This window comes from Acidisphaera rubrifaciens HS-AP3 (genome assembly GCF_000964365.1).
GTDB classification, from domain to species: domain Bacteria; phylum Pseudomonadota; class Alphaproteobacteria; order Acetobacterales; family Acetobacteraceae; genus Acidisphaera; species Acidisphaera rubrifaciens.
In genome coordinates this window covers 1-8,696 of the sequence record NZ_BANB01000291.1, presented here as the reverse complement: position 1 = coordinate 8,696, position 8,696 = coordinate 1, and the positions used below count along the sequence as shown (strand labels likewise).

Here is an 8,696-nt window from a genome sequence, read left to right as displayed (position 1 = left end):
CGGCGAACTGCGCGCGCGCAAGGACCGTTTCTGATCCGGCGCCCCGAACGCACCGCCGCGCGCCGGTCGCCGCTGCCGGACCGCCTCACACACCGCCTCACACAAGGATGATGCGATGAAACTGTTTCACTCGCCGACCAGCCCCTATGCCCGCAAGGTCGTCGCGTGCGCGATCACCCGCGGCATCGACGGGCAGATCGAGTTGCTGCGCACCGATCCGCATGTCTCCCCGCCGCAATTGCTCGCGGTCAATCCGCTGTCGCGCATCCCGTGCCTGGTGACGGACGACGGGCTTTCGCTGTTCGACAGCCCGGTGATCTGCGAGTACCTCGATACGGTCGGCGACGCGCTGCCGCTGTTTCCGTCGCACGGGGCGCAGCGTTGGCGGGCCCTGAAGTTCCAGGCTTTGGCGGACGGCATCATGGATGCCGCGGTCGGGCGTCGCATGGAGATGGGCCGCCCGCGCGAGGACGCGCGCGACGCGCTGATGGCGCGCCACAAGGCGGCGGTGGAGCGCGCGCTCGACGTGCTGGAAGCCGATCCGCCGCACCGCGCGGCCGATATCGGCAGCATCGCCGTGGCCTGCGCGCTGGGCTATCTCGATCTGCGCTTCGCCGCCGACACCTGGCGGGAGGGTCACCCCAAGCTCACAGCCTGGGAAGTCGCCTTCGCCGAGGAGCCGGGCATCGCCCGCACGATCCCGGCGGCATAGTCGCCCGCGCGGCGTGCGGGGCGACCCGCACGCCGGCAGGTGTCAAGCGCGCCGCGCCGGACGCCCTGCTACCAGGGGATTTCCTTGTTCTCCCAGTCGACGAACGCCACGCCCTGAAGCCCTCGACGGGCCGCGATCGCCTCGGCCATCGCGTTCGTGCTGGTCTCCACGTCGAGCGGCGCCTGCGGACCCCCCATGTCGGTGCGCACCCATCCCGGATGCATGATCAGCACGCCGATACCCTTGTGCCGGGCGGCGAAGGACCGGGCGAGCATGTTCAGCGCCGCCTTGCTCGCGCGATAGGCGTCATAGCCGCCATCGGTGTTGCGGCCGATGCTGCCGAGGGTGGAGCTCATCAGCGCCACCATCCCGCCGGGGGCGAGACGGTCGGCAAAAGCCTCGGCGAACACGATCGGGCTGATCGCGTTGGTGCGATACAGGCGCAGCGCCTCGCTGAGGGATTCCCGGTGGATCGGCGTCGTCGGATCAGCCGTGCTGACGCCCGCGACGACGAAGATCAGGTCGAAGCGCGCGTCCGCGAGACGGCCATGCAGCGCCTCGATCTGCGCCGGCTCGTCGATATCCACCCGTTCGACCGACGCGGCCCCCTCGGGCGCGCCGCGCTTCGGGTCGCGTACCGTCGCGGTGACGTCCCAGCCGCGTGCCGACAGCGCCGACACAAGCCCGGCGCCCAGCCCGCGCGACGCGCCGACCAGCAGCGCCCGCCCCGTTTCCTTCGCCATGTCCTACCTCGTCTGATTGCCGCGCAGCACGTGGGGTGGCCGACCGGCAAAGAAAACACGCCTCGCGGCGGGTCCGGTCGGTATCGGTTCGGCTGGCGGCGCTGGTGGAGCCAAGGGGAGTCGAACCCCTGACCTCCTGAATGCCATTCAGGCGCTCTCCCAACTGAGCTATGGCCCCGCGCAGGCCGGGCTCTATACGCCGGGCTCCTTGCGGGAACAAGACCGCCCGGGACGCCGGGCAGACCTACCCGGGACGCACCTCGGTCACGCGGATCGGGGCGCCGTCCAGCCAGGCGACGATGTTCTCGACGGTGTCGCGGTAGAACACCGCATAGGTGTCGCGCGTGACGAACCCGACATGCGGGGTCGCCAGCACGTTCGGCAGCGTGCGCAGCGGATGCGCCGGGGGCAGGGGTTCCACGTCGTAGACATCGAGCGCGGCGCCCCCGATCCGCCCGGCCCGCAGCGCGTCGATCAACGCCCCCTCGTCCACCAGCGGCCCGCGCGAGGTGTTCACCAGCCACGCCGTCGGCTTCATCCCCGCCAGCTCGTCCGCGCCGACGATGCCGCGCGACCGGTCGCTCAGGACGAGGTGGACGGACACATAGTCCGCGGTCGCGAACAGCGTCGCCTTGTCCACCGCCCGCACGCCGACCTCGGCCGCGCGCGCGGGGCTAAGGTTCTGGCTCCAGGCGATCACCTCCATCCCGAACGCGAGGCCGACACGGCCGATCATCGCGCCAATCCGGCCGAGCCCGACGAGACCGAGCGTGTGGCCGTACAGGTCGCCGCCCACCGTTGTCTGCCAGCCTCCGGCCCGGACGGACGCCGCCTCCGCCGGGACGTGGCGGGCGGCGGCGAGCAGCAGCGCCCAGGTCAGTTCCGCGGCGCCATGCGACGTGTAGCCGGTGTTGCAGACAGGGATGCCCCGCGCCGCCGCCGCCGCGACGTCGATCGAGGCGTTGCGCGCGGCGGTGGAGCAGATCAGCTTGAGATTCGGCAGCCGCGCGATGATCGGCGCCGGCAGCGGCGTGCGCTCGCGCATCACGCAGACGACGTCGAACGGCAGCAGCCGGGCGACGAGCGCTTCCGCGTCGTCGAGATGGTCACGGAACACTGTCACGTCCGCCCGCCCGTCGAGCGCCGACCAGTCGGCGCAGGCGCGGGCGACGCCCTGATAGTCGTCGAGGACGGCGATCCGCGCCGGCGCGCCGCCCGCAGCCATCGGTCAGGCGGCCAGCTTGAGGTCGGGATGCACCGCGAACGATGCCTCGGTCTTGCTCCGTATCTCGTCCACGCTCACGCCGGGTGCCACATCGGCGAGGACGAAGCCGCCGGGCGTGACGTCGAACACGCCGAGTTCGGTCACCACCATGTTGACCACGCCCTTGCCGGTCAGCGGCAGGGTGCAGGCGCGCAGCAGCTTCGGCTTGCCCCCGGCCGTGTGCTCCATCAGGACGACCACGCGCCGGACGCCGGCGACGAGGTCCATGGCGCCGCCCATGCCCTTGACCATCTTGCCGGGGATCATCCAGTTCGCAAGGTCACCGTTCTCGGCCACCTGCAGGGCGCCCAGGATCGACAGGTCAATATGCCCGCCGCGCACCAGGGCGAAGCTGTCGGCGCTGTTGAAATAGCTGGTGGTCGGCAGCTCCGTGACCGTCTGCTTGCCGGCGTTGATCAGGTCGGCATCCTCCTCGCCCTCGAACGGAAACGGGCCGGTACCGAGCATGCCGTTCTCGCTGTGCAGCTGGATCTGCATCCCGTCCGGGATGTGATTGGCCACCAGCGTCGGGATACCGATGCCGAGGTTGACGTAGAACCCGTCCTGCAGCTCACGGGCGGCGCGGGCCGCCATCTCGTCGCGTGTCCAGGCCATGTTGCGGCGGCTCCTTTCAGGTGATCGGCGGGTGTCTGATCAGGCGGCTTCGCGCTTGCGGACCGTGCGCTGCTCGATGCGCTTCTCCACATGCGCCAGCTTCACGATGCGGTTGACGTAGATGCCGGGCGTGTGGATGGCATCGGGGTCGAAGCTGCCCTGTTCGACCAGCTCCTCGACCTCCGCCACCACCATCTCGCCGGCGGTCGCCATCACCGGGTTGAAGTTGCGGGCGGTCTTGCGGAACACGAGATTGCCCTCCGGGTCGGCCTTCCACGCATGGATGATCGACAGATCGGCGCGCAGACCCCGCTCCATCACATAGGTACGGCCGTCGAAGACCTTGGTCTCCTTGCCCTCGGCGATCACGGTGCCGGCGCCGGTCGCGGTGTAGAAGGCCGGGATGCCCGCGCCGCCGGCCCGGATGCGCTCGGCCAGCGTGCCCTGCGGGTTGAACTCGATCTCCAGCTCGCCCGCGAGGTACTGCTCGGCGAACAGCTTGTTCTCCCCGACATACGAGCTGATCATCTTGCTGATCTGCCGCGTCTCCAGCAGCAGGCCGAGGCCCGCGCCGTCGATCCCGGCATTGTTGGACACGACCGTCAGACCCTTCACGCCACTCGCGCGGATCGCCTCGATCAATGTCGCCGGGATGCCGCATAGGCCGAATCCGCCGGCCATGATGGTCATGCCGTCGCGCAGGATGCCGGCCAGTGCCGCCGTCGCGTCGGGATAGACTTTCGTGATGGCCATCGCGGGCGCTCCCTGCCGTGTCGTGTCGGCGGCAAGCTGCCATCCCGGCGCACATGGTGCAACGCTGCGCCGCCGCCCGTCTGTCGGCTCGTCTGTCGCTCAGATCCGGCGTGCGGGACCGCGCCCCGCGCCTGGCCCGGCGGGATCAGGCGGGACGCAGCGGGTGCGAGAGCTCGGCGCGGATTTCCGCGGCCAGCTCGGGGTTGGCGCGACGGATCTGGTTGATGCGCAGCGCGGCGCCGGCGCCGGGCTGCGGGTCGCGTTCCCACGCCTCCAGGTACAGAAGGTCGCGCATCTGCGCGTCGTTGGTGACGCTGCCCAGCCGGCGGCGAAGCGCCTGGGTCATCGGCAGCGAACCGCTCGCGGGTCCGACATCGAAAGCCGTCGTCATCAAAAGGCTCATCCTCGGTAACCCCCTGAACCGGACCCAGGTCCTGCCGACCGTCGATTCGGCTCCTGACTGGCCGCGTCCGATCCGCATCGACGATCCATGTCGGCCGACCAGTGAACGCGGTTCCTCCGCCGCAGTCGCATCCTCGCGCGTTATTTAAGATTGCGCGTTTTGGTTGTGCTTACTTTATGCATGACGGCATAGGAAGTCCATATGGCCCTGAACGGATGCCATAAAAACATAATGGCCCCGCGCACTTCATGCACGCGGGGCCAAAATGTTCTACAATCTAGGGTTGCGGTTCTGTCGCGCGGACCCTGGATTTTTCTCAGCGTTTACCGATCAGTAGCGGTACTCGCTGTGCTTGAACGGGCCGGCGGCGGGGACGCCGATATACTCGGCCTGCTTCGGTGAAAGTTGCGTAAGGCGGGCACCCACCTTGGCGAGGTGCAGGGCAGCCACTTTCTCGTCGAGATGCTTCGGCAGGGTGTACACCTTGCGCTCGTACTTGCCGGCGGGCGCCTGCCACAGTTCGATTTGCGCCAGGACCTGGTTGGTGAAGGACGCGCTCATCACGAAGGACGGGTGGCCGGTCGCGTTGCCGAGGTTAACCAGACGGCCCTCGGACAGCACGATCAGCCGCTTGCCGTCGGGGAAGAGAACCTCGTCCACCTGCGGCTTGACGTTCTCCCAGCGGTAGTTGCGCAGCGCCTCGATCTGGATCTCGCTGTCGAAGTGACCGATGTTGCAGACGATGGCGCGGTTCTTCATCGCCCGCATGTGATCGATCGTGATCACGTCCACGTTGCCGGTCGCCGTCACGAAGATGTCGCCGCGGGGCGCGGCGTCGTCCATGGTGACGACCTCATAGCCCTCCATCGCCGCCTGGAGCGCGCAGATCGGGTCGATCTCCGTCACCATCACGCGGCAGCCGGCGTTGCGCAGGCTGGCGGCCGACCCCTTGCCCACGTCGCCGAAGCCGGCGACCACGGCGACCTTGCCGGCCATCATCACATCCGTGCCCCGGCGGATGCCGTCCACCAGGCTCTCGCGGCAGCCATAGAGGTTGTCGAACTTCGACTTGGTGACGCTGTCGTTCACGTTGATCGCCGGTACCAGCAGCTTGCCGGCCCGCGCCATGTCCCACAGCCGGTGCACGCCCGTCGTCGTCTCCTCCGACAGGCCGCGCACGTCGGCCAGCATGTGCGGATACTTCTGATGCATCAACAGCGTCAGGTCGCCGCCGTCATCGAGGATGAGGTTCGGCGTCCACCCGTCCGGGCCGGTGATGGTCTGCTCGATGCACCACCAGAACTCCTCCTCGTTCATGCCCTTCCAGGCGAAGACGGGCGTGCCTGCGGCGGCCACGCCGGCGGCGGCGTGGTCCTGGGTCGAGAAGATGTTGCAGGACGACCAGCGGACGGTGGCGCCGAGCGCGGTCAGCGTCTCGATCAGCACGGCCGTCTGGATGGTCATGTGCAGGCAGCCCGCGATCCGCGCGCCGGCCAGCGGCTTGGACGTGCCATACTCCTCGCGCAGCGCCATCAGGCCGGGCATCTCGTCCTCGGCCATGGCGATTTCCTTGCGGCCCCAGTCGGCGAGGCCGATGTCGCGGACCTTGTAGTCGGTGGTGGCGGCCATCCGGCGCTCCATTGTGCTGAACCAAGACATATAAGGATATCTCTATATAAGCAGCATAAGGTGGCGATCGAGGTCAAGTCGTCAGCACGCCCTCCGTCCGCAGCGCCGCCAGCAGGGCCAGCAGCGGCAGGCCGAGAATGGTCGCATGCTCGCCTTGCACCTCGGTAAAGAGGTGCGCGCCCAGACCTTCCAGCCGATAGGCGCCCACGCTTGCGCGGACAGCATCGCCCTCGGCCGCGAGGTAGGCGGCGAGGAACGCATCCGAGAACGCCCGCATCGTCAGCCGCGGCGCCTCCTGGTGACGCCAGATCACCTCACCGCCACGCGCCAGCGCCGCCGCGGTGGCGAGCGTATGGGTCCGGCCTCGCAGGGCGCGCAGGTGCGACGCGGCACCCGCGAGATCGGCCGGCTTGTCGAACCACTGTCCGTCGCACACGAGGATCTGATCGGCGCCGATCACCATGGCGTCCGGGCGCCGGCGACTGACCGCGCAGGCCTTTGCCTCCGCGAGCGCGAGGGAAGCGGTGCCCGCATCGCGGCCCGCCGCGCGTGCCGCCGCCTTGATCGGCGTCTCGTCGAGATCGGCGGGAGAGGTCAGGAACGACAGACCCGCCGCGTGCAGCAGACCCGCGCGTGCCGTGGACTGGCTGGCCAGCACCAGCGGCACCGACGCGCACTGGATCATCCGCCCCCATCCCGGCCGGCGGCGCGGCGCGCCTGCCACGCTTCCATCAGCTGCAGCACGGTCGCCGCCGTCTCCTCGATCGACCGGCGGGTCACGTCGATCACCGGCCAGCCCCGCCGCGTGCACAGGCGTCGCGCCCACAGCAGCTCCGCCTTCACGGCGTCGAGATCCACGTAGTCGGTCACGTCGTGGCGCACGACCGCCGCCCCGCCATGGCCCTGGGCGATCAGCTTCAGCCGATGGCGCCGTATTTCGATCAGCGCCTCGGCATCGAGCGTGAGGCCGATCACCGGACAGGACGGGTTTTCGAGCCCTGGCGGCTCCGGCAGGTTGAGGACCAGCGGGATGTTGGCGGCCTTGATCCCGCGATTGGCCAGATAGAAGCAGGTCGGGGTCTTGGAACTGCGGGAGACGCCGACCAGCAGCACGTCGGCCTCCGCGATGCCGGCCTGCGCCTGCCCGTCATCGTGCGCCAGTACATAATGCATGGCGTCGATGCGGCGGAAATAGTCGGCATCCAGCACGTATTGCCGCCCCGGCCGGGCCGTCGCCTGCTCGCCCAGCGCGTCCTGCAGCATGCCGATCACCGGATCGAGCACGTTGACCAGCGGCACCCGCACCCGCTGGCACGCCGCCTCCAGCTCGCCACGAAGCGCCTTGTCCATCAGGGTCGAGAGCACGGGCCCCGGCTCCGCCTCGACGCCCTCGAGCACGCGGTGCAGCTGGAAGCGGGTCCGTATCAGCGACCAGCGGTGATAGAGGATCTGGACATGCTCGAACTGGACCGTCGTGGCCCGCGCGATGGCATTCAGCGTCTCCCCGGTGGCGTCGGAGACCAGATGCAGGTTCAGCCGGTTCGTCAACATACCCCTCAGGATAGCGTGGATAACTCGGCAAAACAGCAGCGGCGCGCCCGATGGAAAGAAACCCGGGGATGGGCGGCGCGTTACGCGGGGCCTGTGCATGGCACGGGACGGGCGGGCGGGTGATCGGGACAACCCGGTTTTTGCCAGCCGTTTTCGTGAGTTGCCGGCCGGGGCGGCTGTGGACGGTTCGGCGGACCGCCGCCGGGGATCGGGGTACCCCATCTTGCACAGGCACCTGCTACCCCCTCACACAATTCTCTTTTCCTCTTTTCCTGTTATGCAGGCGGGTATGACCGAGAAGCCGATCCTGCGCGTCCTGTCCGGCGAAGCCGTGTGGCCACCGCCGATCTGGCTCATGCGCCAGGCCGGGCGATATCTGCCCGAATACCGTGCGGCCCGGGCCGAGGCGGCGAACCTGCTCGCCGCCTTCACGACGCCGGAGCTGGCCACCGACATCACGCTGCAGCCGATCCGGCGCTACGGCATGGATGCGGCGATCCTCTACAGCGACATCCTGATCCTCCCCTGGGCGCTCGGGCACGGGCTTCGCTTTGACGAGGGCGTGGGTCCGGTGCTGCCGCGCCTCGACGGGCATGCCGGGGTCGCAGCACTCGATCGCGCGGCCTTCGCCGACCGCGTCGCGCCGGTGTTGGAGACGGTGCGCCGGACCGCGGCCGCGCTGCGCCGCGACCATCCGACGACGACGCTGATCGGCTTCGCCGGCGCCCCGTTCACCGTCGCCTGCTACATGATCGAGGGCGGCGGCTCGCGCGAGCATGCCGACGTGCGCCGCCTCGCCTATGGCGACCCCCTCCTGTTCGCCGCGCTGATGGACGTGCTGATCGAGACGACGATCGACTACCTCGTTTGGCAGGCGGAGGCCGGGGCCGAGGTGCTGATGCTGTTCGACAGCTGGGCCGGCGTGCTGCCGCCGCAGCTGTTCGCCGCGCATGTCACGGCCCCGGCCGCCCGCATCGCGGCGGCGCTGCGCCAGCGTGCGCCGGGCGTCCGGCTGATCGGCTTTCC

General features: G+C 69.2%; 10 protein-coding genes and 1 tRNA gene. 2 read left to right on the top strand and 9 right to left on the bottom strand.

Going from position 1 to position 8,696, the window contains the following annotated elements; genetic code table 11:
* Positions 1 to 115: 115 nt before the first annotated feature.
* On the top strand, positions 116 to 712 hold the full coding sequence (locus tag B8460_RS09755; RefSeq protein WP_048861403.1) for a glutathione S-transferase family protein: 597 nt from the start codon (positions 116 to 118) through the stop codon (positions 710 to 712).
* 68 nt (positions 713 to 780) lie between these two features.
* On the opposite strand, the gene B8460_RS09750 is transcribed toward B8460_RS09755, so the two are convergent.
* The 9 genes from B8460_RS09750 to B8460_RS09710 all read right to left on the bottom strand — a co-directional run bounded on the left by B8460_RS09750 (position 781) and on the right by B8460_RS09710 (position 7,670).
* A complete protein-coding gene (locus B8460_RS09750) occupies positions 781 to 1,455 on the bottom strand; it encodes an SDR family oxidoreductase (RefSeq protein WP_048861402.1) in 675 nt (224 codons plus the stop codon).
* Positions 1,456 to 1,557: 102 nt separating this feature from the next.
* Positions 1,558 to 1,633, bottom strand: a tRNA-Ala gene (locus B8460_RS09745).
* Positions 1,634 to 1,699: 66 nt separating this feature from the next.
* Positions 1,700 to 2,680 (bottom strand): D-2-hydroxyacid dehydrogenase family protein, encoded by a 981-nt coding sequence (locus B8460_RS09740; protein ID WP_048861401.1) that lies wholly within the window; start codon positions 2,678 to 2,680, stop codon positions 1,700 to 1,702.
* Between the two features lie 3 nt (positions 2,681 to 2,683).
* A complete protein-coding gene (locus tag B8460_RS09735) occupies positions 2,684 to 3,334 on the bottom strand; it encodes a CoA transferase subunit B (protein ID WP_048861400.1) in 651 nt (216 codons plus the stop codon).
* Positions 3,335 to 3,373: 39 nt separating this feature from the next.
* Positions 3,374 to 4,081, bottom strand: coding sequence for a CoA transferase subunit A (locus tag B8460_RS09730; RefSeq protein ID WP_048861406.1), 708 nt, complete (start codon positions 4,079 to 4,081; stop codon positions 3,374 to 3,376).
* 151 nt (positions 4,082 to 4,232) lie between these two features.
* Positions 4,233 to 4,478, bottom strand: a complete 246-nt coding sequence (locus B8460_RS09725; protein ID WP_158322787.1) for a hypothetical protein — start codon at positions 4,476 to 4,478, stop codon at positions 4,233 to 4,235.
* A gap of 342 nt (positions 4,479 to 4,820) precedes the next feature.
* Positions 4,821 to 6,119, bottom strand: a complete 1,299-nt coding sequence (ahcY, locus tag B8460_RS09720) for an adenosylhomocysteinase (RefSeq protein ID WP_048861398.1) — start codon at positions 6,117 to 6,119, stop codon at positions 4,821 to 4,823.
* A gap of 73 nt (positions 6,120 to 6,192) precedes the next feature.
* Entirely contained in the window at positions 6,193 to 6,804 is a 612-nt protein-coding gene (locus B8460_RS09715) for a Maf family protein (protein WP_199445597.1), read from the bottom strand.
* A complete protein-coding gene (locus B8460_RS09710) occupies positions 6,801 to 7,670 on the bottom strand; it encodes a pyruvate, water dikinase regulatory protein (protein WP_048861397.1) in 870 nt (289 codons plus the stop codon). Before B8460_RS09710 ends, B8460_RS09715 begins: the two co-directional genes overlap by 4 nt.
* Before the next feature lie 289 nt (positions 7,671 to 7,959).
* Here B8460_RS09710 and B8460_RS09705 point away from each other — a divergent pair.
* The coding region (locus tag B8460_RS09705; protein ID WP_052945200.1) for a uroporphyrinogen decarboxylase family protein at positions 7,960 to 8,696 on the top strand (737 nt) is incomplete at its 3' end.